This is a genomic window from Tsukamurella sputi, assembly GCF_007858445.1.
GTDB lineage: Bacteria > Actinomycetota > Actinomycetes > Mycobacteriales > Mycobacteriaceae > Tsukamurella > Tsukamurella sputi.
Genome location: NZ_VIGV01000001.1, coordinates 312,174 through 337,740, shown reverse-complemented (window position 1 = coordinate 337,740; position 25,567 = coordinate 312,174). Strand labels below are relative to the sequence as shown.

The 25,567-nt window shown below is 69.6% G+C and carries 31 protein-coding genes and 1 tRNA gene; 20 read left to right on the top strand and 12 right to left on the bottom strand.

Annotated features, from left to right (window positions below; all coding sequences use genetic code 11):
- The first annotated feature begins 107 nt into the window (after positions 1-107).
- Genes FK268_RS01665 through era form a run of 5 tightly spaced genes read left to right on the top strand, consistent with a single transcriptional unit; the run spans position 108 to position 4,304 of the window.
- Positions 108-1,166, top strand: a complete 1,059-nt coding sequence (locus FK268_RS01665; RefSeq protein ID WP_438695952.1) for a PhoH family protein — start codon at positions 108-110, stop codon at positions 1,164-1,166.
- Positions 1,163-1,702, top strand: a complete 540-nt coding sequence (gene ybeY / locus FK268_RS01660) for an rRNA maturation RNase YbeY (protein ID WP_146430490.1) — start codon at positions 1,163-1,165, stop codon at positions 1,700-1,702. Before FK268_RS01665 ends, ybeY begins: the two co-directional genes overlap by 4 nt.
- 3 nt (positions 1,703-1,705) lie before the next feature.
- The gene (locus FK268_RS01655; protein ID WP_146430488.1) at positions 1,706-3,031 is read left to right on the top strand and encodes a hemolysin family protein; all 1,326 of its coding nucleotides are present in this window, start codon (positions 1,706-1,708) and stop codon (positions 3,029-3,031) included.
- Positions 3,028-3,351 carry a cytidine deaminase-like protein gene (locus FK268_RS01650; RefSeq protein ID WP_146430487.1) on the top strand — a complete coding sequence of 108 codons (324 nt, stop codon included), beginning with the start codon at positions 3,028-3,030 and terminating at the stop codon, positions 3,349-3,351. Before FK268_RS01655 ends, FK268_RS01650 begins: the two co-directional genes overlap by 4 nt.
- Positions 3,348-4,304, top strand: a complete 957-nt coding sequence (gene era, locus FK268_RS01645; protein ID WP_146430486.1) for a GTPase Era — start codon at positions 3,348-3,350, stop codon at positions 4,302-4,304. The genes FK268_RS01650 and era overlap by 4 nt, the downstream gene beginning before the upstream one ends.
- 10 nt (positions 4,305-4,314) lie before the next feature.
- On the opposite strand, the gene FK268_RS01640 is transcribed toward era, so the two are convergent.
- Complete coding sequence (locus FK268_RS01640) at positions 4,315-4,542, bottom strand: hypothetical protein (RefSeq protein ID WP_146430484.1); 228 nt, start codon at positions 4,540-4,542, stop codon at positions 4,315-4,317.
- A gap of 50 nt (positions 4,543-4,592) precedes the next feature.
- On the opposite strand from FK268_RS01640, the gene FK268_RS01635 reads away from it, so the two are divergent.
- A complete protein-coding gene (locus tag FK268_RS01635) occupies positions 4,593-4,874 on the top strand; it encodes a hypothetical protein (protein WP_146430482.1) in 282 nt (93 codons plus the stop codon).
- 27 nt (positions 4,875-4,901) lie between these two features.
- Here the strand turns inward: FK268_RS01635 and FK268_RS01630 are convergent, their stop codons facing one another.
- Positions 4,902-6,479, bottom strand: coding sequence for a hypothetical protein (locus tag FK268_RS01630; protein ID WP_146430481.1), 1,578 nt, complete (start codon positions 6,477-6,479; stop codon positions 4,902-4,904).
- A 137-nt stretch (positions 6,480-6,616) separates the two neighbouring features.
- Here FK268_RS01630 and recO point away from each other — a divergent pair, with 137 nt between their 5' ends.
- Genes recO through FK268_RS01615 form a run of 3 tightly spaced genes read left to right on the top strand, consistent with a single transcriptional unit; the run spans position 6,617 to position 8,605 of the window.
- The gene (gene recO, locus FK268_RS01625) at positions 6,617-7,414 is read left to right on the top strand and encodes a DNA repair protein RecO (protein WP_146430479.1); all 798 of its coding nucleotides are present in this window, start codon (positions 6,617-6,619) and stop codon (positions 7,412-7,414) included.
- Complete coding sequence (locus FK268_RS01620) at positions 7,392-8,198, top strand: isoprenyl transferase (RefSeq protein ID WP_146430477.1); 807 nt, start codon at positions 7,392-7,394, stop codon at positions 8,196-8,198. Before recO ends, FK268_RS01620 begins: the two co-directional genes overlap by 23 nt.
- Positions 8,195-8,605 (top strand): hypothetical protein, encoded by a 411-nt coding sequence (locus FK268_RS01615; RefSeq protein WP_146430476.1) that lies wholly within the window; start codon positions 8,195-8,197, stop codon positions 8,603-8,605. Before FK268_RS01620 ends, FK268_RS01615 begins: the two co-directional genes overlap by 4 nt.
- 7 nt (positions 8,606-8,612) lie before the next feature.
- Here FK268_RS01615 and FK268_RS01610 read toward each other — a convergent pair whose 3' ends face one another.
- From FK268_RS01610 to FK268_RS01600, 3 genes are read right to left on the bottom strand one after another with little or no spacing between them, the layout of a single operon-like run.
- Positions 8,613-9,608, bottom strand: a complete 996-nt coding sequence (locus FK268_RS01610; RefSeq protein WP_146430474.1) for a zinc-binding dehydrogenase — start codon at positions 9,606-9,608, stop codon at positions 8,613-8,615.
- Between the two features lie 34 nt (positions 9,609-9,642).
- Positions 9,643-10,065 (bottom strand): organic hydroperoxide resistance protein, encoded by a 423-nt coding sequence (locus tag FK268_RS01605; protein ID WP_146430472.1) that lies wholly within the window; start codon positions 10,063-10,065, stop codon positions 9,643-9,645.
- Between the two features lie 28 nt (positions 10,066-10,093).
- A complete protein-coding gene (locus FK268_RS01600; protein ID WP_146430471.1) occupies positions 10,094-10,519 on the bottom strand; it encodes a MarR family winged helix-turn-helix transcriptional regulator in 426 nt (141 codons plus the stop codon).
- A gap of 159 nt (positions 10,520-10,678) precedes the next feature.
- Between FK268_RS01600 and FK268_RS01595 the strand changes: the two genes are divergently transcribed.
- Genes FK268_RS01595 through FK268_RS01575 form a run of 5 tightly spaced genes read left to right on the top strand, consistent with a single transcriptional unit; the run spans position 10,679 to position 14,152 of the window.
- Entirely contained in the window at positions 10,679-11,992 is a 1,314-nt protein-coding gene (locus tag FK268_RS01595) for an alkane 1-monooxygenase (RefSeq protein ID WP_438695951.1), read from the top strand.
- Entirely contained in the window at positions 11,989-12,150 is a 162-nt protein-coding gene (locus FK268_RS01590) for a rubredoxin (RefSeq protein ID WP_146430467.1), read from the top strand. The genes FK268_RS01595 and FK268_RS01590 overlap by 4 nt, the downstream gene beginning before the upstream one ends.
- 33 nt (positions 12,151-12,183) lie before the next feature.
- The gene (locus FK268_RS01585) at positions 12,184-12,372 is read left to right on the top strand and encodes a rubredoxin (RefSeq protein WP_068521261.1); all 189 of its coding nucleotides are present in this window, start codon (positions 12,184-12,186) and stop codon (positions 12,370-12,372) included.
- Positions 12,369-13,550 carry an NAD(P)/FAD-dependent oxidoreductase gene (locus FK268_RS01580; protein ID WP_146430466.1) on the top strand — a complete coding sequence of 394 codons (1,182 nt, stop codon included), beginning with the start codon at positions 12,369-12,371 and terminating at the stop codon, positions 13,548-13,550. The genes FK268_RS01585 and FK268_RS01580 overlap by 4 nt, the downstream gene beginning before the upstream one ends.
- Positions 13,547-14,152, top strand: coding sequence for a TetR/AcrR family transcriptional regulator (locus FK268_RS01575; RefSeq protein ID WP_146430464.1), 606 nt, complete (start codon positions 13,547-13,549; stop codon positions 14,150-14,152). The genes FK268_RS01580 and FK268_RS01575 overlap by 4 nt, the downstream gene beginning before the upstream one ends.
- Before the next feature lie 27 nt (positions 14,153-14,179).
- Here the strand turns inward: FK268_RS01575 and FK268_RS01570 are convergent, their stop codons facing one another.
- The gene (locus tag FK268_RS01570; RefSeq protein WP_438695950.1) at positions 14,180-14,590 is read right to left on the bottom strand and encodes a Fur family transcriptional regulator; all 411 of its coding nucleotides are present in this window, start codon (positions 14,588-14,590) and stop codon (positions 14,180-14,182) included.
- A 2-nt stretch (positions 14,591-14,592) separates the two neighbouring features.
- Positions 14,593-14,979: an ArsR/SmtB family transcription factor gene (locus FK268_RS01565; protein WP_146430462.1), complete on the bottom strand. Its 387-nt coding sequence runs from the start codon at positions 14,977-14,979 to the stop codon at positions 14,593-14,595.
- A gap of 127 nt (positions 14,980-15,106) precedes the next feature.
- Here FK268_RS01565 and FK268_RS01560 point away from each other — a divergent pair, with 127 nt between their 5' ends.
- Positions 15,107-16,510 (top strand): glycine--tRNA ligase, encoded by a 1,404-nt coding sequence (locus FK268_RS01560; protein WP_166443436.1) that lies wholly within the window; start codon positions 15,107-15,109, stop codon positions 16,508-16,510.
- A 57-nt stretch (positions 16,511-16,567) separates the two neighbouring features.
- On the opposite strand, the gene FK268_RS01555 is transcribed toward FK268_RS01560, so the two are convergent.
- Complete coding sequence (locus tag FK268_RS01555; RefSeq protein WP_146430459.1) at positions 16,568-16,978, bottom strand: lipoprotein LpqH; 411 nt, start codon at positions 16,976-16,978, stop codon at positions 16,568-16,570.
- An 82-nt stretch (positions 16,979-17,060) separates the two neighbouring features.
- Between FK268_RS01555 and FK268_RS01550 the strand changes: the two genes are divergently transcribed.
- The 3 genes from FK268_RS01550 to dnaG all read left to right on the top strand — a co-directional run bounded on the left by FK268_RS01550 (position 17,061) and on the right by dnaG (position 20,859).
- Positions 17,061-17,537, top strand: coding sequence for a cold-shock protein (locus tag FK268_RS01550; protein WP_146430457.1), 477 nt, complete (start codon positions 17,061-17,063; stop codon positions 17,535-17,537).
- Positions 17,538-18,860 (top strand): deoxyguanosinetriphosphate triphosphohydrolase, encoded by a 1,323-nt coding sequence (locus FK268_RS01545; RefSeq protein WP_146430455.1) that lies wholly within the window; start codon positions 17,538-17,540, stop codon positions 18,858-18,860. It abuts the gene before it with no gap.
- A gap of 67 nt (positions 18,861-18,927) precedes the next feature.
- Positions 18,928-20,859: a DNA primase gene (gene dnaG / locus FK268_RS01540; protein ID WP_146430454.1), complete on the top strand. Its 1,932-nt coding sequence runs from the start codon at positions 18,928-18,930 to the stop codon at positions 20,857-20,859.
- Between the two features lie 30 nt (positions 20,860-20,889).
- Here the strand turns inward: dnaG and FK268_RS01535 are convergent, their stop codons facing one another.
- Complete coding sequence (locus FK268_RS01535) at positions 20,890-21,132, bottom strand: hypothetical protein (protein WP_068572888.1); 243 nt, start codon at positions 21,130-21,132, stop codon at positions 20,890-20,892.
- Positions 21,133-21,195: 63 nt separating this feature from the next.
- On the opposite strand from FK268_RS01535, the gene FK268_RS01530 reads away from it, so the two are divergent.
- Both FK268_RS01530 and FK268_RS24790 read left to right on the top strand, forming a co-directional pair.
- Positions 21,196-21,939 carry a YggS family pyridoxal phosphate-dependent enzyme gene (locus FK268_RS01530; protein WP_146430452.1) on the top strand — a complete coding sequence of 248 codons (744 nt, stop codon included), beginning with the start codon at positions 21,196-21,198 and terminating at the stop codon, positions 21,937-21,939.
- A 10-nt stretch (positions 21,940-21,949) separates the two neighbouring features.
- Positions 21,950-22,495, top strand: coding sequence for an Imm51 family immunity protein (locus FK268_RS24790; protein ID WP_205124442.1), 546 nt, complete (start codon positions 21,950-21,952; stop codon positions 22,493-22,495).
- A gap of 81 nt (positions 22,496-22,576) precedes the next feature.
- Here the strand turns inward: FK268_RS24790 and FK268_RS01520 are convergent, their stop codons facing one another.
- The 3 genes from FK268_RS01520 to FK268_RS01510 all read right to left on the bottom strand — a co-directional run bounded on the left by FK268_RS01520 (position 22,577) and on the right by FK268_RS01510 (position 25,430).
- Complete coding sequence (locus FK268_RS01520) at positions 22,577-24,079, bottom strand: glyceraldehyde-3-phosphate dehydrogenase (protein ID WP_269434208.1); 1,503 nt, start codon at positions 24,077-24,079, stop codon at positions 22,577-22,579.
- 127 nt (positions 24,080-24,206) lie between these two features.
- A complete protein-coding gene (locus tag FK268_RS01515) occupies positions 24,207-25,304 on the bottom strand; it encodes an AAA family ATPase (RefSeq protein ID WP_146430449.1) in 1,098 nt (365 codons plus the stop codon).
- A 52-nt stretch (positions 25,305-25,356) separates the two neighbouring features.
- Positions 25,357-25,430, bottom strand: a tRNA-Ile gene (locus FK268_RS01510).
- Positions 25,431-25,567: the final 137 nt, after the last annotated feature.

Here is a 25,567-nt window from a genome sequence, read left to right as displayed (position 1 = left end):
GCCGCGGCAGGATCCGCCGCCGGCGAAACCCACGGGCCTTCCGGGGGCGAGCGGTACTAAACTGGGCGTATCCGCACCGTCAGGCGCGGTGACCGCCGAGACAAGGATTGACGCACCGCGTGCCAGACCCCACCAGTTCCGACAGCCCCGCTCAGGCAGTGACGCCGGCGCGGTCCACCGTCGAGATCCCCATCGAGCTGACCTTCGGGCTCCTCGGCCCCGCGGACGCCAACCTCCGTGCGCTGGAGGGTGCCCTCGCCGCCGACATCCACGCGCGCGGCAACGTGATCACCCTGTCCGGCAGCCCTGCCGACGTGGCGCTCGCCGAGCGCGTCCTCGCCGAGCTGCTCGCCGCCGTGCGCAGCGGCGTGGCGGTGAGCCCGGAGGAGGTGCGACGCTCCATCGGCATGATGACCGACGGTTCCGGCGAGTCGCCCGCCGAGGTGCTCACGCTGGACATCATCTCGCGCCGCGGCAAGACCGTGCGCCCGAAGACGGTCAACCAGAAGAAGTACGTGGACGCGATCGACGCGCACACCATCGTCTTCGGCATCGGCCCCGCGGGCACCGGCAAGACCTACCTCGCGATGGCCAAGGCCGTGCAGGCGCTGCAGTCCAAGCAGGTCAGCCGCATCATCCTGACCCGTCCCGCCGTCGAGGCGGGGGAGCGGCTGGGCTTCCTGCCGGGCACCCTGAACGAGAAGATCGATCCGTACCTGCGCCCGCTGTACGACGCGCTGCACGACATGATGGACCCCGAGGCGATCCCGAAGTTGATGGAGGCCGGGGTCATCGAGGTCGCGCCGCTCGCGTTCATGCGCGGCCGTACCCTCAACGACGCCTTCGTCATCCTCGACGAGGCGCAGAACACCACCGCCGAGCAGATGAAGATGTTCCTCACCCGGCTCGGCTTCGGCTCGAAGATCGTGGTCACGGGCGACACCTCGCAGGTGGACCTGCCGGGCGGTGCGACCAGCGGTCTGCGCGCCGCGGTGGGCATCCTGCGCGGCATCGACGACATCCACATCGCAGAGCTCACCAGCTCGGACGTGGTCCGGCACCGCCTGGTCGCCGAGATCGTCGACGCCTACTCCCAGTTCGAGGAACAGCTCGAAGCCACCAAGCGCCCGCAGCTGGGCGCGCGACGCATCCCGGGACGCCGATGAGCATCGAATTCGCCAACGAGTCGGGCTTCGACGTCGACGAGGCCGAGATCGTCGCCGTGGCGGGGTTCGCCATCGCCGCGATGGACGTGCACCCGGGCGCCGAGTTGAACATGCTCGCCGTCGACCTCGACACCATGGCCGACCTGCACGTGAAGTGGATGGACCTGCCCGGCCCCACGGACGTGATGAGCTTCCCGATGGACGAGCTCACGCCCGGCGGCCGGCCGGACATGGTGGACGCGGGCCCGGCGACGCTCGGCGACATCGTGCTGTGCCCTCAGTTCGCCGCGGAGCAGGCGGCCGCCGCGGGCCACTCCACCGGACACGAGATGAACGTGCTCACCGTGCACGGCGTGCTGCACCTGCTGGGCTTCGACCACGCCGAGCCGGACGAGGAGCGGGAGATGTTCGCGCTCCAGGAGAGCATCCTCGCGGAGTTCTACGCGCAGCAGCGCGAGCAGGAGCGTCGTGCCCGGCAGGCCGCGCGCGACGACAAGCTGCTCGGCCGCACGGGTTTCCTGGGGCGGCGGGACTGACGCGTGTTCTCGTCGATCCTGCTGGCCGTCGGCGTCGTCGCACTGGTCCTGCTGGGCGGCCTGTTCGCGGCGGTCGACTCGGCCCTGCTCACGGTCTCGCCCGCCCGCGTCGAGGATCTGGTCGAGGAGGGCCGCCCGGGCGCGAAGCGCCTGCAGCGCGTCCTGGTCAACCGTCCTCTCTACGTCAACCTCGTCGTGCTGCTCCGCACCGCGTGCGAGGTGCTGTCGACGGTGCTCGTCTTCGTCGTCCTCGACCGCTACCTGCCCACCGTCTGGACGGCCGTGGTGACCGCTGCCGTCATGACGGTGGTGAGCTACGTGCTGATCGGGGTCGGCCCCCGCACCCTCGGTCGCCAGCACGCCTACACGCTGGGCTGCTCGACCGCGGTCGTGCTGCAGGCGATCGCGCTCCTGATGGGGCCGATCACGCGGTTGCTCATCCTGCTCGGTAACGCGATCACCCCCGGCCGCGGCTACCGCAACGGCCCGTTCGCCACGGAGGTCGAGCTGCGGGAGCTCGTCGATCTCGCGCAGCAGCGCGGCGTGGTGGACGAGGACGAGGGCAAGATGATCCAGTCCGTCTTCGAGCTCGGCGACACCGCCGCCCGCGAGGTCATGGTGCCGCGCCCCGAGATCGTGTGGATCGAGGCCGACAAGTCGGTCTCGCAGGCCACCCGCCTCGCGGTCCGTTCGGGCCACTCCCGCATCCCCGTCATCGGGGAGAACGTCGACGACGTGCGGGGCGTCGTCTACCTCAAGGACCTCGTCGCCCTGCCCGACGGTGCCGACCGGCACGCCATCGAGGTCGGGCGGATGGCGCGTCCCGCCGTCTTCGTGCCCGACTCGAAGCCGGTCGACGCGCTGCTGCGCGAGATGCAGCACACCAACAACCACATGGCGATCCTGGTGAACGAGTACGGCTCGATCGCCGGCCTGGTGACCATCGAGGACGTGTTGGAGGAGATCGTCGGCGAGATCACCGACGAGTACGACGCGGGCGAGATCGCGCCCGTCGAGGAACTCGGCGACGGGCTCTTCCGGGTGTCCGCCCGCCTGGACCTGGAGACGCTCGGCGAGCTGTTCGACAAGGAGATCGAGGAGGACGAGGTCGACACCGTCGGAGGCCTGCTCGGACTGGCGCTCGGCCGGGTTCCGCTTCCGGGCTCGGAGGCGCGCGTGCACGGCCTACTGCTCGAGGCTGAGGGCGCGACGAACCGCCGCGGCCGGGTGCGGATCTCGACGGTCCTCGTGCGCAGCGCGGAGGCCGAGGACGGCGCACCGTCGGAGGACGGCGCCGGAACGTCGAACGATGAGAAGGAGAGCGCGTGACCGAGACCTCCGATGAGGACCGCAAGCTCGTGACGCTGGCGCGGGGCGCGATGGCGCGTGCCGGTGCCGGGCACGGCGCCGCGGTGCGGGACCTGGACGGCCGCACGTACGCGGGCGCTCCTGTCGCTCTGGCGTCCCTGGCGCTGACGGGTCTACAGGTGGCCGTCGCGACGGCTCTGAGTTCCGGCGCGGAGGGCTTCGAGGCCGCCGTCCTGGTGGGTTCCGCCGACGGTGCCGATCCCGGCGTCGCGGCCCTGCACGAGGTGTCGCCGACGGCACCGGTCCTGTTGTTCGACGCACGCGGAGAGGCCCTGACGTGACCGAAGAGACCCAGACGCACGGCCACGACGACGCGGACTTCCGGTCCGGCTTCGTGTGCTTCGTGGGGCGGCCCAACACGGGCAAGTCCACGCTGACCAACGCGCTCGTGGGGACGAAGGTCGCGATCACCAGCTCGCGCCCGCAGACCACGCGTTCGACGATCCGCGGCATCGTCAACCGGCCCGATTGCCAGCTGGTACTGGTGGACACCCCCGGCCTGCACCGCCCCCGCACGCTGCTGGGCCAGCGCCTCAACGATCTGGTGCGCGACACCTACTCCGAGGTCGACTTGATCTGCCTGACGATTCCGGCGGACGAGAAGATCGGTCCCGGCGACAAGTACATCCTCGAGCAGGTGCGGCACATGGCGCCGCGCACGCCGCTGATGGGGGTGGTCACCAAGATCGACAAGGTGGGGCGCGACAAGGTCGCCGAGCAGTTGCTGGCCGTCTCCTCGTTCCTGGGCGAGGGCTGCGATGTGATCCCGGTGTCGGCGGCGTCCGGCGAGCAGGTCGAGGACCTGGTGCGGCTCATCGCGTCGAAGATGAAGCCCGGGCCGGCGTTCTACCCCGACGGCGAGATCACCGACACCGACGACGACACCATGATGGCCGAGCTCATCCGCGAGGCCGCGCTCGAGGGTGTGCGCGACGAGCTGCCGCACTCGCTGGCCGTCGTGATCGAGGAGGTGCTCGAGCGGGAGAAGACGGAGGCGCAGGAGAAATCCGGCAAGCCCGCGATGCTCGAGGTGCACGCCCTGCTCTACGTGGAGCGCCCCTCACAGAAGGCGATCATCATCGGTAAGGGCGGCTCGCGCCTGAAGTCGGTGGGTACCGCGGCGCGCGGGGAGATCGAGAAGCTCCTGGGGCGCAAGGTGTACCTGTCGCTGCACGTGAAGGTCGCGAAGGACTGGCAGCGCGACCCGAAACAGCTGGGACGGCTCGGCTTCTAGAGTTCGGCCGCTACCGGCCCAGCATCCGCTGCCACCAGCTGCGACGCCTGTTCCGGTACTTCTCCGGATCGGGCAGGGGGCCCGGATCGTCGGCCCGGCCCTCGACGAAGTCGATCATCCGTTGGGGCACGGGTTCCTTGAAGTTTCGTAGACCGGTGATGACCACGCGGATGATCGCGCGCTGAATCTCGGGCCTCTGTGGTCGCGGCCCCTGATCGAGGTGCTCGGTGGCAGTCATTGCCAGCCTCCGTCCCATCGTGCTCATGTCCAGTATCGCCTCGGTAGCGCGTGAGCGCCAAGTGCATGGCGATGTTTCGCTCAGTGCTGGTCGCTAGCGCGGAATCGATCAAGTCATCGATCACGGCCCAGCCGTCGCGGCTCTGCTCGATGTCCATCGTGTATGTGGCTCCCAACGCCCTCTCGTACCGCGTCCACCACTCCTTGCGATTGTCCGCCAGCCGCTTCCGGCCGATCGTCACGATCGCGATGATGGCGGCTGCGGTGCCGACGATGATCGTGGCCCATCCCGGTGTCATGACCTCTCCGCCCGAAGAAATCCGATGCTGCTGACATCGTGCAGCGGACCGCTGACAGGTTTCAGGAGTGCTCGTCGACGAGTGCGGCGAGCGGGATCTCCTCCAGTTCGGAATAGCCCGTGCCGCGCCACCGGAACAGGCCGGAGCCGGTCGCGACAAGCAGCTCATCGCCGTGCCGGGCGACGGACACCTGCGTGGAGTGGATCGGTGCGACCGCGACCGGTTCGAGCGTGTCCCCGTCCAGGCGGACCAGCAGCCAGAACTGCTCCTCGCTCCGGTACTCGCACGGTCCTTCGAGCGGCCACCAGCCGTCGTCGCCGGTGCCGTCGGTCGGGTGACAGACGACGAACAGGTCGTCCCCGACCGTCCGCATGCTCCAGCCGCGCCCCGGGGTGCGGGGGCTGCGCGCGACCGTGAGGTCGGGGCGCACGTCGAGAGCCGTCGGGTTGCCGAACATGCCCCCGGTGAAGACACGCGGCGGCCCACCGCCGAACCCGTCCGCGTTGGGACCGACTTCGTCGAGCACGGGCCCGACGGTGACCTCGCCTACTTCGTCCACGCGCACCAGGCGGTGGGTGCGGTTCTCCGGCTCCATCTCGCCGTTGCACGTGAGCAGGAGGAAGCCGAACTCAGTGCCGACACCCCACTCCGGGCCGTCGCCCGTGTAGAGGAGCTCGCCGAGTCCGGCGCCGCCGGCACCGATCCGATACAGCCGCACGATGTTCCGATCCTCGCGTAGGGCGATCAGTGCGGTGTCACCGCCGTCGATGACGGAGGCGACCGGCGAGGTCGATACGCGAGTGACGGCCCCGTCGGCGATGCGGAACACCCCGTCCGACCTGAACGCCCAGCACGCACCCGCGGCGGCCCACATTGTCGGGATCTCGTACTCCTCCTTCGGCGTTACCGCGCCGGGCAGGAGGTGCTCCGTCGGTTCGTCCTCGCCGGAGAGGTCGTACTCCACCACAAGCGGAAGCTCGCGATCGATCACCCACACCCGATCGCCGTCGACCGCAACGGCATCGGGGCACACCCGCGGCCGTGGTGTCGCGGGCGGGACATCCGCGAGATCGAGATCGACGATCGCCGCCCACTCCTCCCTCGCGCCGCCGTCCTCCGCGGTCATCTCCGACGGTCCGCCGAACCATCGCGGGCATTCTTCGACGTCGCGATACCGGTAGGTCCCGGGCACGGCGGCGTACCGCCCGCGCTCCTCGTCGAGGTGCATGAGGACCGATTCGATCTGTACGCGGAGGATCCGACCGCGCACGCGGACCGGTCGCCCGCCGTAGACGTAGTCGGCGTAGACGGTGCCGCGAACGCGCACCGGTCCCGAGGTCGGGCGCGACGCGCCCCAGAACACCTCCCAGCCGATACCGCGCAGCCGCGTCGGCCATCGCATCCGCCTCTCGTCGCCGCGGCCGGTGACGGACGGCGCACCGTCGGGAACCGCGATGCCGGTGAGCTCGCTGACGCCGGCGTCGCTGGCGTCGACGACGTCCTCCTCGCGGAAGGCGATGGCGTAGTCGCCGATCCCGCCCACGACGGGCGGGGGTGGGGATCCGTCGCCCAGCATCCAACTGGCGATGCTCACCCGGAGGGGCAATGCCGCGCTGGGCGCCTCGAACGGGGTGCTCACGCCTGTTCCGGCGTGGCGACCTTTCCCGATGAATCCGTCATAGCTGATCTCCTCGTGACGTTCGGACATCAGTGTGCCAGACGGGCGGCGGCGCGGCGGGGCCGTATCCGTCGGTGCGAAGTGGGATGATGGAGGGTATGAGGTCGTACCGGGACAGCGCTGTGGTGCTGCGGCAGCACAAGCTGGGGGAGGCCGACTACATCCTCACGCTGCTGACCCGGGAGAACGGCCTGGTGCGCGCGGTCGCGAAGGGCGTGCGCAGGCCGCGGTCGCGGTTCGGAGCCCGGCTGGAGCTGTTCGCCCATGTGGACCTGCAGCTGCACCCCGGCCGCAACTTGGACATGGTGACGCAGGTGCACTCGATCGCCGCCTACTCGGGCGATCTGGCGGGCGACTACGGGCGCTACACCACGGCCTGCGCGGTGATCGAGACCGCGGAGCGGCTGGCGGGCGAGGAGCGGGCCCCGGCGATGGAGCTGCACCGGCTCACCGTCGGTGCGCTGCGCGCCATCGCGGCCGGCGTGCGCGACCGCGATCTGGTGCTGATCTCCTTCCTGCTGCGCGCCATGGAGTCGGCGGGCTGGGCGCCCGCCCTGACGATCTGCGCCCGCTGCGGCGACGAGGGGCCGCACCGCGCCTTCCACGTGGCCGCGGGCGGCGCCGTCTGCGTGCACTGCCGCCCGTCGGGCTCGGCGGTGCCGGGGCAGGGCGTACTGGACCTGATGGCGGCTCTCGCCCGGGCCGATTTCGACTTCGCCGAGACCACCGGCGAGCGGGTGCGCAGGCAGGCGAACGGGCTCGCCGCGGCGCACCTACAGTGGCATGTGGGACGGCAGCTGCGCTCGCTGCCCATGATCGAGCGGCACGCGCCGCACAGCCCGGCCCTGGCGGCCGGTGAGAGGGAGGTCGACGGTGCCGGGACTGCGGCGGGGTAGGTCGAAGACGCCACCGGCACCGGTCACGGTCCGGCCGCCGGATCCGCACCCCTCGGGCGCCACGCCCCCGGAGATCCCCGCGGAACTCGTGCCGAACCACGTCGCGCTGGTCATGGACGGCAACGGCCGCTGGGCCAAGGAGCGGGGCATGGCCCGCACCGAGGGCCACAAGCGCGGCGAGGCCGTGCTCATGGACACCGTCTGCGGCTGCATCGAGATCGGCGTGAAGCAGCTCTCCGCGTACGCCTTCTCCACCGAGAACTGGTCGCGCAGCCCGGAGGAGGTGCGCTTCCTCATGGGGTTCAACCGCGACGTGATCCGCCGCCGCCGCGACGAGATGCACGAGATGGGTGTCCGCGTGAAGTGGGCCGGCCGTCGTCCGCGCCTGTGGGCCAGCGTGATCAAGGAGCTCGAGGTCGCCGAGGAACTCACCAAGAACAACACCGTCATGACGCTCACGATGTGCGTGAACTACGGCGGCCGGGCCGAGATCGTCGATGCCGCACGGGAGATCGCGCGCCGGGCCGCGGCGGGGGAGATCAACCCGGACCGCATCACCGAGCAGTCCTTCCAGCAGTACCTGTACCAGCCCGACATGCCGGACGTGGACCTGTTCCTGCGGCCGTCGGGGGAGAAGCGGAGCTCGAACTTCCTGCTCTGGGAGAGCGCCTACGCCGAGTACGTCTACCAGGACACGCTCTTCCCCGACTTCGACCGGCGGAACCTGTGGGAGGCGTGCCTCGAGTACGCCAAGCGCGACCGGCGGTTCGGGGGCGCCGAGTGACCGCGCAGGATCCGCGCTTGGATGCGTTGCGCTCGCGCCTCGAATCCGCGTTGTCCGACGGGGTCGCGCTGCGCCGGGACGCGAACCGGGCGGTGCTGGTCGACTTCGGCGAGACCCCCGCGTCGGTGCAGGTCTTCGAGCTCGCCCAGGACGTCGACGTGTACTCGCTGACCCAGGTGGTCGCGTGGGACCTCCCACTCAGCGAGGATCTCCGCGCGGACGTCCGCGCGGCGGGGGAGGCGGTGCAGTTCGGCTCGCTCCGCCTGATGGAGCGCGAGGTCTCGGCGGATCTGGTGCTGCACTACTCGTTCCCCGCCGGAACCCTGTCCGACCGCGCCCTGCGCGAGTTCGTGCTGTTCGTGCTCGCGCAGGGCGTCGACGCCCGGAGGCGCCTGGTCGCCGAGTAGTTCCGGATCAGGGACGCAGCAGTACCTTGCCGACGCGGCCGGGGCGTCCGCTGGCCGTTGCGGCGGAGGAGATCTCGTCCAGTGGGTAGACACCGTCGACGGGCAGCGCGAGGGTGCCGGCAGCGACGCCGCGCACGACTTCGCCCATCAGCTCGGCGCGCTTGGCCGGAGCCATCTCCTGGCTCACGGTGCGACCCCAGAAGCCCTTGACCACGATCTCCTTGAAGATCGCGACGTTGACCGGGATCTCCAACATCGCGCCCTCGCCCGGGTTGGTGGCGCTCATCGCACCGAAGGAGACGAGGGTGCCGCGCTGGCCGAGGAGCAGCGCCAGCTGGGTGCTCGCCGGGCCACCGATCGAGTCGACGGCGGCCGCGTAGCCGGCCTCGCCCGCGAGCTCCTTGGCGCGGGCGCGCCAGCCCTCGGTGTCGGTGGAGATCACGTTCGTCACGCCGAAGGTCGCGAGCTCGTCGATCGCGGCTGACCGCCGGACCAGGCCCGTGACGTTGATTCCCCGGGCGGTCGCGAGCTGCGCCAGCATGCGCCCGACCATGCCGTTGGCGGTGTTCTGCACGATCCACTGCCCGGGCTGGACGTTCAAGAAATCGAGCAGGCTGATCGCACTGAAGGGCATGGAGAAGAGCTGTGCGGCGGCCTCATCGGAGATCTCCTCCGGAACGGGGAGGAGCCCCGCGGCGCCGGCCACGAAGTACTCCGCCCAGGTGCCGAACGCGGATCCGGTGGCGACGCGCTGGCCGACGGTGAATCCCTCGACCCCCTCGCCCAGGGCGTCGATCACGCCGACGGCCTCGGAGCCGGCCGCGGCGGGCATCGTTGGCTTGTATCCGTAGTCGCCCTTGACGGTCCACAGGTCGTGGTTGTGGATCGGCGAGAGCAGGGTGCGGATGCGGACCTGGCCCGGCCGGGGCTCGGGCAGTGGAACGTCGCGGACGGACAGGACGCTCGCCGGGTCGCCGAACTGATCCTGGATCAGTGCACGCATGGATGTCTCCTTGTCAGTGGGTGTTTCGAGGTGGTCAGTCGTCGGCGACGGTCACGGTGACGTCGATGTTGCCGCGCACGGCGTTCGAGTACGGGCAGACCTGGTGCGCGGCGTCCGCGAGGGCCTGAGCCGCGTCGTGCTCGACCTCGGGGATGACGACCTCGAGTGCGACGGTGAGTCCGAATCCGCCGGAACCGTTGGGGCCGATGCCGACTCGAGCGCCCACGCTCGAGTCGCCGAGTGCGACCTTCTGCGAGCGCGCGACCATCTGCAGAGCCGAGTGGAAGCACGCGGCGTAGCCGGCGGCGAACAGCTGCTCCGGGTTGGCGCCGTCGCCCGAGCCGCCCATTTCCTTCGGGATGGCCAGCTGCAGATCGACGCGTCCGTCGTCGGTGCGGGTGCGGCCGTCACGGCCCGCGCCGGTGGCGATCGCCTCGGCGGTGTACACGGTGCTCATGTGATGCTCCTCCTGGAACGGTGGTGGGTCAGGTGTGCGCTGCACAGAAACGGTTCGCCAGGTCGCGGAGCGCGATCGCGTCCTCGATGGGCAGGTTGAAGCCCTCGTAGACCCGGCGGCGGGCGGCGTCGACGGCGGGCCGCAGCGCGCGCCCGGCGTCGGTGACGTGGACCGTGACCAGGCGTTCGTCGGCCTGGTCACGTCGGCGCTCGAGGAGTCCCGCGCCCTCGAGTCGTCGGATCAACGGCGAGAGGGTGCCGCTGTCGAGGCGGAGTCGCTCGCCCAGCGCGGAGACGGTCACGCCGTCGCGCTCCCACAGTGCGAGCAGGGTGACGTACTGGGTGTACGTGAGTCCCAACGCCGTCAGCTCCTCGCGGTAGGCGTTCGCCGCTACGCGGGCCGCCGAGTACAGGGCGAAGCACAGTTGCTCGTCGAGGGTCTGGTTCGCGTCCACTCCATAAGGGTGGCACGCAACTAGATTGTGCACAACTGAAAAACCTCTGACTGGACGAACAGGTCGGTGCTGTCCACCTGCGGCTTTACATCAGAGCGGAAAGTGTCCAAGAAGCGCTTGACAAATCGAGCGAGTGTGTCAAATACTGATCTAGAGCGTATGACCTCAGTCACAGCCCCTCGCCGGGGCGAACCGATCAAGGAGGGCACTGTGAAGGGCCTGGCTTACATCGACGCGGACGGCAACGACGCCGTCTGGACAGACCATAAGAAGCGGATGTGGTTGTGGGGGCTGTTCGTCCCCACCGCGCTGTTCTTCGCCGTGGGGCTGATGATGCTGCTCGGCATCGGCCGCACGCCACTGATGTACCTGGCTCCGGTCCTGTGGTGGATCGGGCCGCTGCTGTTGTACGTGATCCTTCCGATCGTCGACATCAAGGCCGGCGACGACGGCGAGAACCCGCCGGAGGAGGTGATGGAGGCGCTGGAGAACTCCCGCTACTACAAGTGGCTCACCTACATCTTCCTGCCGTGCCACCTCGCCTCCCTGGTCGCGATGTGCTACTTCATCACCGCCGATGACCTGAGCTGGCTCGGTGGCGTCTACGCCGACGGTGGCGGCCTGAGCCTGATCAGCAAGATCGGTGTCACGTTGAGCCTCGGTGTGGTCACCGGCATCGCCATCAACACGGGCCACGAGCTGGGTCACAAGAAGCCCGAGAACGAGCGCTGGATCGCCAAGATCACCCTCGCGCCGGCCATGTACGGCCACTTCTTCATCGAGCACAACCGCGGGCACCACGTGCGGGTCGCCACCCCTGAGGATCCGGCCAGCGGCCGCTTCGGTGAGACCTTCTGGGAGTTCCTGCCCCGCAGCGTCTGGGGCAGCCTCAAGTCCTCGTGGAATCTGGAGAAGACCCGCCTCGAGCGGCTCGGCAAGAGCCCGTGGACGCTGAAGAACGACGTGCTCAACGCCTGGCTCATGACCGTCGTCCTGTTCGCCGCGCTCACCATCGGCTTCGGCTGGGAGGTCCTGCCCTTCCTGATCATCCAGGGCGTCTACGGCTTCAGCCTGCTGGAGTCGGTGAACTACCTCGAGCACTACGGACTGCTCCGTCAGAAGCTCGCCTCCGGCCGCTACGAGCGCTGCGCGCCCAAGCACTCCTGGAACTCGGACCGCATCGTGACCAACGTCTTCCTGTACCACCTGCAGCGGCACAGCGACCATCACGCCAACCCCACCCGCCGCTACCAGACGCTCCGGTCGTTCGAGGAGGCACCGTCGTTGCCCCAGGGCTACGCCACGCTGATCGGCGTCACCTACTTCCCCTTCGCCTGGCGCCGGCTCATGGACCAGCGCGTCCTCGATCACTACGACGGCGACATCACGAAGGTCAACATCCACCCCCGCGTCCGCGACAAGGTGCTCGCCAAGTACGGCGCGACGACTACCGGAGAGCAGGCCGCAGCATGAGCTCGTACCGGTGCCCCATCTGCGACTACGTCTACGACGAAGCGGTCGGCGCGCCCCGCGAGGGGTGGCCCGCCGGGACCGCCTGGAGCAACATCCCCGACGACTGGAACTGCCCGGACTGCGGCGTCCGCGACAAGATCGACTTCGAGCCGGTCTGACCCCGAAACCCCCACGAACGCAAAGGAATCATCATGAGTGACGCACCCTTCAAGCTGTTCCGCTGTCTGCAGTGCGGCTTCGAGTACGACGAGGCCGAGGGCTGGCCCGAGGACGGCATCGAGCCCGGCACCCGCTGGGACGACATCCCCGACGACTGGTCCTGCCCCGACTGCGGCGCCGCCAAGGCCGATTTCGAGATGGTCGAGGTGTCGCGGGCATGACGAACGGCGTGGTGATCGTCGGCACGGGCGTCGCGGGCGCCACCGCGGCCCTGGCGCTGCGGACCGGCGGATTCGACGGGGACGTCACCCTCATCGGGCGCGACCCCCACCTTCCGTACCGGCGGCCCACGCTGTCGAAGGACGTCCTCCTCAAGGGCACGCCCGTCGAGAAGGCACTCCTCAAGCCGGCGGCGCACTGGGACGACATCGGCGTCACGGTCCGCACCGGGGTCACCGTGACCGGTGGCGAGACCGCGACCCGCACGGTGGAGCTGTCCGACGGTGCCTCCCTCACCTACGGCTCGCTCGTCCTCGCGACCGGCGGCATCGCCCGGGAGCTGCCGGGCCTGCCGCCCGCGCCCCGCGTGAAGTATCTGCGCGACTTCGCCGACGCGACTGGCCTGCGCGACGAGCTCGGCCGGGCGGGCAGCGTGATCGTCCTCGGCGCCGGGCTCATCGGCTCGGAGGTGGCCTCGGCGGCCGCCGAGCTGGGGGCGACGGTCACCGTCGTCGAACCGGCGCCCCTGCCGCTGGTGCGCGTCGTGCCACCGTCCATCGGGCGGCGGCTCGCCGGACTGCAGCGCGATGCCGGCGTCGACCTGCTGCTCGGCGTCCGGCCGGGGCAGATCACCGTCGAGCCCGACCAGGTCTCGGTCGCCGTCCCGGGCGGCGGCGCGCTCGTGGCCGACCTGGTGGTCGTCGCGGTCGGCTCGAGCCCCGACACCGGGCTCGCCGAGCGTCTGGCCCTGCGGGTGGACGACGGTATCCTGGTGGACGAGCAGTACCGCACGTCCGCCGAGGGCGTTCACGCCGTCGGCGACTGCGCACGGGTGCCCCATCCGCTGGAGGGCGGCACCTACCGGGCCGAGAACTGGTCGGCGGCACAGGACCAGGGCGCCGCGGTCGCGCAGGTGCTCCTCGGCGGGACGCCCGCCCCCACTGTCCCGTGGGGTTGGTCGAACCAGTTCGGGGCGGTGCTGCAGTTCGCGGGATGGCCCGCGGCGGACGACGAGCTGGAGGTGGACGGCGCCATGGACGCAGCGAGTAGTGATCCGTTCTTCGCGCGCTGCCACCGCGACGGTTCCCTCACCGGCGCAGTCGCGATGGGCCGGCCCAAGGAGCTGCGCGCTGTCCGCGGCGAGCTGTCCGAGCGGATCTCGGCGGCGGTCGCGCGATGACGGTCCTCGTCGGGCGTGATACCGATGCCGCGCCCAAGCAATCGGTGCGGGATCAGGCGCTCGACGCGGTCAGTGGTTTCCTCCGCGGACGCGAGTGGTCGGCGGTGACGATGGCCGCCGTCGCCCGCGAAGCCGGGGTGAGCCGGCAGACCCTCTACAACGAGTTCGGTTCGCGTAAGGGCATGGCCGTCGCCTACGTGACCCGCTTCGTCGACGGTCTACTCGCCTACGTGCAGGAGCGGATCGACGCCAATCCCGGCCAGATCGATGCGGCGGTCGAGGACGCGATGCGGGGCGTCTTCCAGATCGGTATGGGCGACCCCGTCGTCATCAACATCGTGGGCCCGAACCCGCACCGCGACCTCATGGGGATCGTGACGATCGACGGCACCCCGATCCTGCAGCGCGCCACCGAGGGGCTGGCCGAGATCCTCGCGATGAGCTGGGCGCAGGTGCGCCGCGCGGAGGCGCAGGTCGCGGCGGGAGTGCTGGTGCGACTCGCGTTCAGCCACCTCACCATGCCGATCGAGGGACCCGACGAGGCCGCGCGCGAGGTGGCCGCCGTGCTCTCGCCGTTCCTCACCCGGGCCGTCCGCGCCTGAACCCGCTCAGCCGTCACCGCCGGCCGGTCAGGCGGCGGAACAATCGGCGCAGCGGCCGAAGATCTCCAGCGTGTGGGTCACATCGGTGAAGCCGTGCGCCGCCGCGGTCCGTGCCGACCAGGCCTCCACCGCACGGTCCGTCACCTCGACGGTGCGCCCGCACTCGCGGCAGACCAGGTGGTGATGGTGCTCGTCGGAGCACAGCCGGAACAGGGCCTCGCCACTGTCGGTTCGGAGCGTGTCCACGGCGCCGGCGTCCGCCATCGCCTGCAGGTTCCGGTAGACCGTCGTCAGGCCGATCGATTCGCCGTCCGAGCGCAGCTGCTCGTGCAGTTCCTGCGCCGACTTGAACTCCGACACCGAGCGCAGCGCCTGCGTGATGGCGCCGCGCTGTTTGGTCGCCCGGATGCCGGTGCCCTTCGCCGCATGTGTGGTCACCGTCAGGCCCCCGGACGCTCGGTGGCGTGGGCGACCGCGTCGACCACGATGTGCGCGAGATGATCGTCCACCAGCCGGTAGACGATCTCCCGGCCGTTGCGCTCGCCGCGCACGACCCCTGCCGACTTGAGCACCCGGAGGTGTTGGCTGACCAGCGGCTGGGTCACGCCCAGTGCGTCCACCAGCTGGTGCACGCACAGCTCGGAGTGCATGAGCTCGAGCACGATGGAGATCCGGACCGGCGCCGCGAGGGCGCGCAGCAGGTCTCCCGTCGCTGTCAGCACCTCGGGATCGGGTTGCGTGCGCGGCGGGTCCTCGGGATCGACGGGGCAGTCGGTGACGACGTCGGTGGGAATGGGAGACCTCCTGTTATCAACAATCATTTTCATATGCGGAATCGGCCACGTCAAGTGACCGGGGCGGGAGGCGTCCCATGGCACCGTGCGCCGCGGCGTGAACGGTAGAGTCGGTGCGTACGTTTTTCCTTCTCACAACCCGTCGGAGATGAAGCGCGCCGTGGCCAAAGCAACCAAAGTCGATACCGTCGCCAACCTGTGCAAGCGCAGGGGGCTGGTCTTCCAGTCGGGTGAGATCTACGGCGGCACGAAGTCGGCCTGGGACTACGGGCCTCTGGGCGTGGAGCTCAAGGAGAACATCAAGAAGCAGTGGTGGCGGAACATGATCACCACGCGCGACGATGTGGTGGGCCTGGACAGCGCCATCATCCTCCCGCGCGAGGTGTGGGTGGCCTCGGGGCACGTCTCGGTCTTCAACGATCCGCTGGTCGAGTGCCTGAACTGCCACAAGCGGCACCGTCAGGACCACCTGCAGGAGGCATACGCCGAGAAGCGCGCCGCCAAGGGCGAGGAGATCAACCCCGACGACGTGCCGATGACGGAGATCGTCTGCCCGGACTGCGGCACCAAGGGGCAGTGGACCGAGCCCCGCGACTTCAACATGATGCTCAAGACCTACCTCGGCCCCATCGAGTCGGAGGAGGGCATGCACTACCTGCGGCCCGAGACCGCGCAGGGCATCTTCGTCAACTTCAAGAACGTGATGACGACGGCCCGCAAGAAGCCGCCGTTCGGCATCGGCCAGATCGGTAAGAGCTTCCGCAACGAGATCACGCCGGGCAACTTCATCTTCCGGACCCGCGAGTTCGAGCAGATGGAGATGGAGTTCTTCGTCAAGCCGGGCGAGGACGACGCCTGGCACCAGTACTGGATCGACTACCGCCTCAAGTGGTACACCGATCTGGGCATCGACCCGGAGAACCTGCGCCTGTTCACGCATCCGCAGGAGAAGCTGAGCCACTACTCCAAGGGCACCGTCGACATCGAGTACCGGTTCGAGTTCGCCGGCAGTGAGTGGGGCGAGCTGGAGGGCATCGCCAACCGCACCGACTTCGACCTGGGCACCCACCAGGAGCACTCGCGCCAGTCGCTCGAGTACCTCGACCAGCAGACCGGTGAGAAGTACGTCCCGTACGTGATCGAGCCCGCGGCCGGCCTCACTCGCTCGCTGATGGCCTTCCTCGTGGACGCCTACACCGAGGAGGAGGTGCCGAAGGCGGGCGGCGGCACCGACACCCGCGTGGTGCTCAAGCTGGACCGGCGCCTCGCGCCGGTGAAGGTCGCGGTGCTGCCGCTCTCGCGCGACGAGAAGCTCTCGCCGAAGGCGCGCGAGCTCTCGGCGCAGCTGCGCCAGTTCTGGAACGTGGACTTCGACGACGCCCAGGGCATCGGCAAGCGCTACCGCCGCCAGGACGAGATCGGTACCCCGTTCTGCATCACCGTCGACTTCGACACGCTCGAGGACGAGTCCGTGACCGTCCGTGAGCGCGACACCATGGAGCAGGAGCGGGTTCCGCTGGCCGAGGTCCAGCAGTACCTGGCCGCGCGCCTCGCCGGCTGCTGATCCCCCGAGGACGAGAGAACGCCCATCCCGCGCTCGCGGGGTGGGCGTTCGTCGTTCCTAGCTGCAGGTGATCTCGACGCGGAACTTCTTGGTGCTCATGTCCGCCGCGCGCGCCTCGCCGGTGATGGTGTACCGGTTACCCGCCTTCGACGCCTTGGCTGAACCGACCTGCCCCACAGGCGTGTTCAGCACCGTCATCACGTTGCCGCCGGTCGCGATGAAGAGGCTGTTCACCTTGGGCGGGTTGCCCTCGGTGAGCATCGCGCCGATGCCACGGGCCGTCTGCACGCTGCCCGAGCCCACGGTGATGCCGTCGCCGTTGCGCGAGCATCCGGCGTTGACGTACTCGGCGGCGCTCTCGGCCTTGCCGTCGATCTCGACCACGGTGCTGGAGTCGGTGTTGGGGGAGGTGCACGCCGCGAGTGCCACCAGGGTGCAGCCCGCGAGGGCGACTGCCGCTTTCTTCATGGGCACACCGTACCGGGGGATCGCCGCCGGACGGTGCGCTGCTGTACCCGGTCACGGCGTTCTCCTGTGGGATACTCGACCCATGACGAACGGCAAGGTGGTCCACTTCGACACGCAGCGCGGCTTCGGCTTCCTCGCGCCGGACGCGGGGGGCGAGGACGTCTTCCTCCACGTGAACGACATCGGCTTCGACGAGTCGGCGCTGCGGCCCGGCACGGCGGTGACCTTCGACATCGAGAAGGGCGACAAGGGACTCAAGGCCGTGAACGTGGAGGTCGTGGGTGGCGCGCCCGCGGCATCGTCGGGACCCCGCCGGGACAACCGCGACCACCGGGACAACCGCGGCGACCGGGACAACCGCGGGGACCGGCGCGAGCACGCGCCCCGTCGGGATGCGGCACCGCGCGCGGCGGCGGGCGCCCTCGACATGCAGTCCTTCGTCGACGAGCTCACCGAGCTGCTGCTCGACTCCTCGGATGATCTGACCGCCGGCCAGATCATCGAGATCCGCCAGCGCATCGCGGATTTCGCCTTCTCGCGCGGTTGGGTCACCGAGTAGGTGCCACTGCTGCCCGGGCCCGCCGCCTACCAGGCGGGCGATGTCGAACGCCTCGTCGCCGAGCCGCCCAAGACCGCGGGCCTCGAAGCGGATTCGGAACCCACGCTGTTCTCCGGCCCCCAATGGGAGGCCCTGCGCTGGGAGGGGCACAGCTCCGCCTTCGCGCGGGACCGCGCGCGGGTGCTGCACAGCGCCGCGCTGCGCCGCCTCGCGGACAAGACCCAGGTCGTGGGCCCGCGCGAGGGTGACACCCCGCGCACGCGGCTCACCCATTCGCTGGAGGTCAGCCAGATCGGCCGGGGCATCGCCCTCGGTATCGGGTGCGATCCGGACCTGGTGGATCTCGCGGGGCTGGCGCACGACATCGGGCATCCGCCGTACGGCCACAACGGCGAGCGGGCGCTCGACGAGGTGGCCCGCGACATCGGCGGCTTCGAGGGCAACGCGCAGAACCTGCGCATCCTCACCCGGCTCGAACCGAAGGTGCTGAACGCTGCGGGGGAGTCGGTGGGGCTCAACCTCACTCGCGCAGCGCTCGACGCGGCCACGAAGTACCCGTGGTTGCGCCGCGAGCCCGGCGGCAAGTTCGGCGTCTACGACGACGACGCGCACATCCTCGAATGGATGCGCGGCGGCGAGGACGGTCCGCACGGGACCCGGCAGTGCCTCGAATCGCAGGTCATGGACTGGTCCGACGACGTCGCCTACTCGGTGCACGACGTGGAGGACGGTGTCCTCTCGGGCCGGCTCGACCTCCGTGCGCTCTCCTCGCGGGAGGAGGTGCGCAGCCTCTCCGGATTCGGGGCGAACAGCTTCCGCGGGGCCGAGGCCGCCGAGCTCGAGGAGGCCGGGGCGCGTCTCGCCTCCTTCGAGGTCGTGGCCGCGGCAGCCGAATACGACGGTGGACTCGCCACGTCCGTCGCCCTCAAGCGGATGACGAGCGAGCTGGTGGGGCGGTTCGCCTCCGCAGCGATCGATGCCACCCGCGCGGCCACCGCGAACGAGCCCGTCTGCCGGTACGAAGCCGACGTCGAGGTGCCGCGCTCCGTGCGCGCCGAGGTGATCCTCCTGAAAACGATGGCGCTGCAGTACATCTACTCGAATCAGATGCACCTGGCCATACAGCAGGGGCAGCGCGACCGCATCCTGCGTGTGGCGGACTACCTGATGGGCGCGTCACCGTCGAACATCGACCCGCTGTACTCCCCGGCCTACCTCGCCGCGGACTCCGACGCCGCGCGCCTGCGCGTGGTGGTCGACCAGATCGCGTCGATGACGGAGACACGGTTGGAGCGTTTGGACCAGAAGGTTCTCGAGGGCTGAACGTGCAAGTTGCATACTCGACATGACACCAACAACCTTGCACGCAATGGGCAAGTAGACTCGTCGCGTGGTCGGCAGAATCCCGGAGCGTGACATCGCGGCGATCCGCGACCGTGCGCGCATCGAGGACGTCGTCGGCGAATACGTGGCGCTGCGCCCCGCCGGCGTGGGGTCCATGAAGGGCCTGTGCCCGTTCCACGACGAGAAGACCCCCAGCTTCCACGTGCGGCCCACGCAGGGCTTCTTCCACTGCTTCGGCTGCGGCGAGGGCGGCGACGTCATCTCCTTCCTGCAGAAGATCGAGCACGTCCCCTTCGTCGAAGCGGTCGAACAGCTCGCCGACAAGGTCGGCATCCAGATCACCTACGAGGGCGGCGGCCCGGGCCCGAAGCAGGACCGCGGGACGCGGATGCGTCTCGTGGCCGCGAACGCAGCCGCGCAGAAGTTCTACGCCGAGCAACTCCGCACACCCGAGGCGGAGACGGCCCGCAAGTACCTCACCGATCGCGAGTTCACCGAGGAGGACGCGCAGTTCTACGGCTGTGGGTACGCCCCGTCGGGCTGGGACACGATGACGAAGGCCCTGCTGCGCCAGGGTTTCGACGTCAAAGAGCTCGAGGCCGCAGGCCTGTCGAAGCAGGGGCAGCGCGGCCCGATCGACCGCTTCCACCGGCGGCTGCTGTGGCCCATCAAGAATCTCGGCGGCGACGTGATCGGCTTCGGCGCGCGCAAGCTCTTCGACGACGACAACCTGGGCAAGTACATGAACACGCCCGAGACCCTGCTCTACAAGAAGTCCCAGGTGCTCTTCGGACTCGACCACGCGAAGAAGCACATCGCCAAGGGGCATCAGGTGGTGGTGGTCGAGGGCTACACCGACGTGATGGCGATGCACGCCGCCGGCGTCGAGACCGCCGTGGCCTCGTGCGGTACCGCCTTCGGCGAGGACCACGTCTCGCTGGTGCGCCGGCTGATGATGGACGACAGCTACTTCCGCGGCGAGGTCATCTACACCTTCGACGGTGACGAGGCCGGTCGCGCCGCGGCGATGAAGGCCTTCGACGGCGACCAGAAGATCGCCGGGCAGACCTTCGTCGCCGTCGCGCCCGACGGGATGGACCCGTGCGAGCTGCGGCAGAAGCACGGCGACGAGGCGGTGCGCGACCTCATCGCCCAGCGCGTGCCGATGTTCGAGTTCGCGGTGAAGACGCTGATCACCGAGTTCGACCTGGACACCGCCGAGGGCCGCGTGCACGCCCTGCGCCGGTCGGTGCCCGTCGTCGCGCGGATCAAGGACATGGCGCTGCGGGACGAGTACGCCCGTCAGCTCGCCGGCTGGGTCGGCTGGGACGACGTGACGCAGGTGCTGCGCCGCGTGCGCGAGGAGTCCGCCCGGATCCGGCGCGGCGAGGGACGCCCCGGGCCGGGCGCGCCGGCACCGTCGACCAACAGGTTCCGCGAGCCCGCCCCCGCCGCCCCGGCGCCCGAGCCCAGGCCGACGGGGCCGCAGCGCCCCAACCCGGCCGACCCGGTGCTGTGGGTGCAGCGCGAGGTGCTCAAGGCCGCGCTGCAGGTGCCGTCGCTGGCGGGCATGGTCTTCGACGCGCTCTCCGACGACATGTTCACCGACCCCGCCTACCGCGCGGTGCGGCTCGCGATCGAGTCCGCCGGCGGCATCGCGGCGGGCCTGGGCGGTCCGGAATGGGTCGACACGGTGGTGCGCCACGTCGACGGCCCCGTGCTGGAACCGCTCGTCACCGAGCTGGCGGTGGAGCCCATGCAGGTGGCGGGCGATCCGTCGCCGAGGTACGTGGAATCGGTGATGGCGCGGCTGCAGGAGGTGTGGGTCGGAGCGCAGGTGGCCGACCTGAAGTCGAAGCTGCGCCGCATGTCGCCCAGCGCCGACGACGACTACAACCGTCTGTTCGGCGACCTCGTCGCCCTCGAGAGCTACCGGCAGAGCCTGCTCAAGATGGCCGTGGGCGACTCGGGCTTCTGACCCGGCCCGGAGGCGATCGGTCCGGGGTGATCAGTCCAGGTCGGTCTTGGGGGAGTAGATCACCGTCTGTGCGTCGATCTCGCGCATCGTGCGCATCTTCGGATCGGGGTTGAGCTGCTCGGCGAGCTTGCGCCGCCCGATCTCGACGGCCTTCTTGGTCGCGGGGCTCGTCGCGATGGCCTTCGCGGTGCGGTTGATCTGCTCGTACCGGCGGCGTCCGGCCTTGGTGCCCAGGACGTAGCCCGCACCTGCAGCGATAACCAGTCGGATCATGCCGCCACTGTACCGGCAGCGGCCCCGCTCCGGTGGGCGGTCCCCGGCCGATAGGCTCGGAGCATGAGCTCGTACCCGCCCGCGCAGACGACCGCAGAGTTCGAGGCGAACATCGCCGAGGTGATGCGCCGCATCGACGCCGCGGCCGCCCGGGCGGGGCGGTCACCGTCGGACGTGCGGCTGCTTCCCGTCAGCAAGACGGTGCCGCAGGAGCGGCTGCGTCTCGCCGTCGCCGCCGGGTGCCGCGAGCTGGGGGAGAACAAGGTGCAGGAGGCCAAGCGCAAGAGCGCCGAGATGGCCGATCTGGACGTCTCCTGGGCCGTGATCGGGCACCTGCAGACCAACAAGGCGAAGGACGTCGCGGCCGTCGCTGCGGAGTTCCAGGCGCTCGACAGTGTGCGGGTGGCGGAGGCGCTGGACCGTCGGCTGCAGGCACTGGGGCGCGGGCTGGATGTGTACGTGCAGGTCAACACGTCGGACGAGGAGCAGAAGTACGGTCTGCCGCCCGCCGAGGTGCCCGCCTTCCTCGACGCGCTGCCCGCCTTCTCGTCGCTGCGGGTGCGCGGGTTCATGACGCTCGCGGAGTTCTCCTCCGACGAGGAGCGCGTGCGCGCCTGCTTCCGGCGCCTCCGTGACGTCCGGGACCGGTCGCTGCAGTCCTGGCCCGAGGCGGGGGAGCTGTCGATGGGCATGTCGGGTGATTACGAGGTCGCCGTCGAGGAGGGCTCGACCTGCGTGCGCGTGGGCCAGGCGATCTTCGGCTCGCGCGCGCTGCCCGACAGCCACTACTGGCCCGAGGGGCAGTAATCTTCCCCTCGTGCTCTCCGACGACGAGGATCGCCAGTTCACGCCCGCCGACATCGCGGAGCTGCTCGCCGTCGTCGTGGCTCTCGGCCTGCTGTTCTGGCTGCTCGACTCCGTGAACCCGTGGCTGCGGTATCCCGCCATTCTGGTGGGCTCCGTCGCGGTGCTCGCGTGCTGGCGCGCCGCACGCCGGCGGTTCGACGACCGCAGCGGTCGGCGCGAGCGCAGGATCGAGCCGCTGCGCATCGTGGAGACCTCTCCGGGAGCACGGTCGCTGATCCTGGTCGCGGGCGGAACACCGTCGGACCAGGCGGTACAGGAGCTCGGGCACGAGCCGAACGGCTACTTCTGGCAGGGCGTCGCGGAGCGGATCCTGCCGGACGGCATGACCGAGGTCATCGACTTCGACAGTGAGTCCGGAATGTTCTGCGCCCGCAGCGCCGATCCCGACACCCTCCTGGTGCTCGGGACGGCGATGGCGGCAGTGGTGAACGACCCCGCACGACTGCGTGAGGTGGTGGCGGCAGCCAAGGCCGACGGCTTCGTCTTCGACGACTGAGCCGTCCGACGAGTCCGGGGCGGGAGACGACTCCGCCCCGGCAGGAGCGGACTCCTACCGGGGCGGTGACGGGTTCGGGTTCTAGGCCTCGACGCGGACGTCGGCGCGGGCCGGGATCACCACGGGGTGCACGCCGGACATGCGCTCGAGCACGCGGACCACCTGGCACGAGTAGCCGTACTCGTTGTCGTACCAGACGTAGAGCACGAGGTCCTTGCCGTCGGCGATGGTCGCGAGACCGTCGACGATGCCGGCGCGGTGCGAGCCGACGAAGTCCGTCGAGACCACCTCGGGCGACTCGATGTAGTCGACCTGCTGGCGCAGCTTCGAGTGCAGCGAGACGCGACGCAGGTAGTCGTTGACCTCGTCCTTGCTGGTCGGCTTCTCGAGGGTAATGTTGAGGATCGCCAGCGAGACGTCGGGCGTGGGAACGCGGATCGACGAGCCGGTGAGCTTGCCCTCGAGCTGCGGCAGCGCCTTCGAGACGGCCTTGGCGGCACCGGTCTCGGTGATCACCATGTTCAGCACCGCCGAGCGGCCGCGACGGTCGCCCTTGTGGAGGTTGTCGATCAGGTTCTGATCGTTGGTGAACGAGTGCACGGTCTCGACGTGGCCGCGCTGGATGCCGTAGGCCTCGTCCAGAGCAGCGAGCACCGGGGTGATCGCGTTCGTGGTGCACGACGCGGCCGAGAGGATGGTGTCCTCATCGGTGATGGTGCTGTCGTTGATGCCGTGCACGATGTTCTTCAGGGGCGCCTTGCCGGGCGCGGTGAGCAGCACGCGCGCGGCGCCCTTGCTCTTGAGATGCAGGCCGAGGCCCTCCGCGTCGCGCCACTTGCCGGTGTTGTCGACGATCAGCGCGTCCTTGATGCCGTACGCGGTGTAGTCGATGGTCGACGGGTCGTCCGAGTAGATGACCTGGATGCGCGTGCCGTTGGCGATGATCACGTCGTTCTCGGCGTCGATCGACACCGAGCCGGCGAAGGGGCCGTGCACCGAGTCGCGGGCCAGCAGGCTGGCGCGCTTCTCGAGGTCGTTCTTCACGCTGCGGCGCACGACGATGGCGCGCAGGCGCAGGCCGTGGCCGTTGCCGGCGTGGCTGATCAGGATGCGGGCCAGGAGACGGCCGATACGGCCGAAGCCGTAGAGCACCACGTCGGCGCCGTCACCGTCGGAGACGGGCACGTTGCGCTTGGCGATCTCGGCGCGCAGGAGCTCCTGCACGGCCTCGTCGGACTCGAGGTCCGCGGCGAGGACCGCGAGGCGCGCGATGTCGATCGACGCGGGCTCGGGCTCGATCGCGAGCAGGCCGCGCAGCACCTTCTCCGTCTGCGAGAGCGTGAGGGCCTGGTGGCCGAGCTCCTCGGCGCGCTCGTGCGCCGAGATCACCGCGGATGTGGACAGGTTGATCAGGCGGTGCCCGTGGATCGACGACACCACGCCGTGCTGGCGGTACAGCCGGCCGATCATGGGGATCAGGCGCTCGGCCTGCTCCTCACGGGCGACCCAGGCGTCGCGGTGGCTGTCGTACGCGCCGCGATGCCCATCGGCAGTCGCGGAGTTCGACGGGGACTCGGGCTCCAGCTGTTGCGTCACGTCAGACATTATGCAATGCGCCGGTCGCGTGGTGGGCCACCGGGGCGCAGCTGAGTGCGGGCAACGACTCCGTCGCGAAAGACCTGCTCACGGTGGGCGTTGTCGCGGAACCGGTTCACTCGTGTCGCGCTGTGTTTCGCTCGATCCTTTCGACGACGTCCTCAGGGTTGGTGTCCGCCGTGTCGACCGCGACGGTGTGCCCGCCGTTCCGTCGGAAGCGCTCGGCCTCCCGATGCTCTTGCGCCGCGAGGAGTCGTTGTCGCGCCGGGTTTGCACCGAGGATCTCGTCGCCGGGGAGACGGCCGGTGCTCTCCCGTGATCGCAGGCCGATCCGGGTGCCGAGAGCGTCGGGGGAGGCATCGAGCAGGACCGTGGTCACGCCGTCGAGGTGGGCGTCGAGGATGAGTTCGGGGTCGCGCGTCACGACGATCAGGTCCTCGGCTCCGGCATCCTGGTATCCGCGGGTCAGCGCGACATACGCGGCGGTGTGCACGGTCCGGTCGTATCCGGGACCGTGAAAGCCCAGCTGTCCGACGTCGATGAATGCGGTCGCGCGGCCCGCCGCCCATCGCCGTCGGACCAGTTCCCAGCCGATCGTCGACTTTCCGACAGCGGTGGCGCCGTAGAGCACCGTCGTCGGCAGGGGAGCGGCGCCGGCCGTCGGCTGCACTATCCAGGTGCTAGGGCTGACCGCACAGTGCTGCGCGATCAGGCTCCGGGCGAGCTCGTCGACGCCGAGTTCGGTGGTATCGACGGTGTCCGCCGCACTCCGGTCGTACTGCCGTGCCACCTCTTCGAGATCGTCGAGAGTGTCAGGCGGCGAACCCCGGTCCAGATATCGACGACGGAGCTCGGGCCAGTCGCAGCGCAGCCGGAGGTGCGTCAGGTCGATGGCCGACGGTGCGCCGCCGGATCCGAATCGCGGTGCGCCGGTGTCGGGGTCGACGATCCCCGAGATGATCATCTGGCGGAGTCCGCTCGCGCGGAGCGCGTCGATCAGTCGGTGGGCGTTCTCGGCCTTCACGACGTGGGGTGCGGTGCCGGTGAGCCGGTCGAACGGTCCGAGCAGCCCCAGCTGATCGATGTCGACGTACGCGGCATTGCCACCGGCTTCGGTGAGCAGTTCGAAGACGCGCCATCCTGTGGTGGTCTTGCCCGTGCCGGGTGCGCCGCTGATCCACAGCAGCGGTGTCGCCGAGGGAGTGGTGCTCACTGGCCCAACGTATCCGGCGCTGCAAGCGATTTGTCGCGTCGAGATTGCTCGGTGGGGCAGGTGGGGCTCGAACCCACGACCAGCGGATTATGAGTCCGCGGCTCTAACCGACTGAGCTACTGCCCCGTCGCCGACCGTCTGCGCTGCTCGCGCACGCAGCGCCGATTAACGGCTCTGACCAGCGCGAATACAGTAGCACTAGGCGCCTTCGTCGGAGGCACCGACCCGCCATCCAGGTGTTGCGATCACAGTTGGTACCTAAC

Bases quoted from the DNA above. Each gene is read 5' to 3' on its own strand.
- ybeY (WP_146430490.1), top strand. From the start codon at position 1,163: ATGAGCATCGAATTCGCCAACGAGTCGGGCTTCGACGTCGACGAGGCC.
- FK268_RS01640 (WP_146430484.1), bottom strand. From the start codon at position 4,542: ATGACTGCCACCGAGCACCTCGATCAGGGGCCGCGACCACAGAGGCCC.
- recO (WP_146430479.1), top strand. From the start codon at position 6,617: ATGAGGTCGTACCGGGACAGCGCTGTGGTGCTGCGGCAGCACAAGCTG.
- FK268_RS01610 (WP_146430474.1), bottom strand. From the start codon at position 9,608: ATGCGTGCACTGATCCAGGATCAGTTCGGCGACCCGGCGAGCGTCCTG.
- FK268_RS01605 (WP_146430472.1), bottom strand. From the start codon at position 10,065: ATGAGCACCGTGTACACCGCCGAGGCGATCGCCACCGGCGCGGGCCGT.
- FK268_RS01595 (WP_438695951.1), top strand. From the start codon at position 10,679: ATGACCTCAGTCACAGCCCCTCGCCGGGGCGAACCGATCAAGGAGGGC.
- FK268_RS01590 (WP_146430467.1), top strand. From the start codon at position 11,989: ATGAGCTCGTACCGGTGCCCCATCTGCGACTACGTCTACGACGAAGCG.
- FK268_RS01585 (WP_068521261.1), top strand. From the start codon at position 12,184: ATGAGTGACGCACCCTTCAAGCTGTTCCGCTGTCTGCAGTGCGGCTTC.
- FK268_RS01580 (WP_146430466.1), top strand. From the start codon at position 12,369: ATGACGAACGGCGTGGTGATCGTCGGCACGGGCGTCGCGGGCGCCACC.
- FK268_RS01575 (WP_146430464.1), top strand. From the start codon at position 13,547: ATGACGGTCCTCGTCGGGCGTGATACCGATGCCGCGCCCAAGCAATCG.
- FK268_RS01565 (WP_146430462.1), bottom strand. From the start codon at position 14,979: ATGAAAATGATTGTTGATAACAGGAGGTCTCCCATTCCCACCGACGTC.
- FK268_RS01555 (WP_146430459.1), bottom strand. From the start codon at position 16,978: ATGAAGAAAGCGGCAGTCGCCCTCGCGGGCTGCACCCTGGTGGCACTC.
- FK268_RS01550 (WP_146430457.1), top strand. From the start codon at position 17,061: ATGACGAACGGCAAGGTGGTCCACTTCGACACGCAGCGCGGCTTCGGC.
- FK268_RS01535 (WP_068572888.1), bottom strand. From the start codon at position 21,132: ATGATCCGACTGGTTATCGCTGCAGGTGCGGGCTACGTCCTGGGCACC.
- FK268_RS01530 (WP_146430452.1), top strand. From the start codon at position 21,196: ATGAGCTCGTACCCGCCCGCGCAGACGACCGCAGAGTTCGAGGCGAAC.